Origin of the sequence: Pseudoalteromonas sp. MER144-MNA-CIBAN-0113, from assembly GCF_040308965.1 — a bacterium.
GTDB classification, from domain to species: Bacteria; Pseudomonadota; Gammaproteobacteria; order Enterobacterales; family Alteromonadaceae; genus Pseudoalteromonas; species Pseudoalteromonas tetraodonis.
Map to the genome: position 1 here is coordinate 1 of NZ_JBEOOG010000232.1, position 348 is coordinate 348.

1 protein-coding gene is annotated in these 348 nt (G+C 40.8%); it reads left to right on the forward strand.

Annotated features, from left to right (window positions below):
* Positions 1–348, forward strand: a 348-nt coding sequence (locus AAEY57_RS19515) for an efflux RND transporter periplasmic adaptor subunit (protein WP_350608606.1), incomplete at both ends; no start/stop codon positions are given.

The following is a 348-nucleotide window of genomic DNA, read 5'->3' on the forward strand; positions in this document are numbered from 1 at the left end:
TAACGGCAAGGTAACGCATATTAGCTCGCGTATTGATTCGGTTACTCGCAGTGTTGAAGTAACAGCAAGTTTTGCCAATAAATCAGGATTACTTCGCCCTGGTATGTTACTAAATACAGCACTTGAGCTAAGCAGCAACCAAGCTTTAATGGTGCCAGAAAAAGCGGTTATACCTTTGCAAGACAAACACTTTGTTTTTCAAATTCAAGATGGGATAGCTAATAAAATTGAAGTGCATGTTGCTAGCAGAAATAATGGCTGGGTTGCTATCGACGAAGGCCTAACTGATGGCGAGCAAATTGTTACTGAGGGGCTAATAAAAATTCGCTCTGGAAGTAAAGTAAGCGT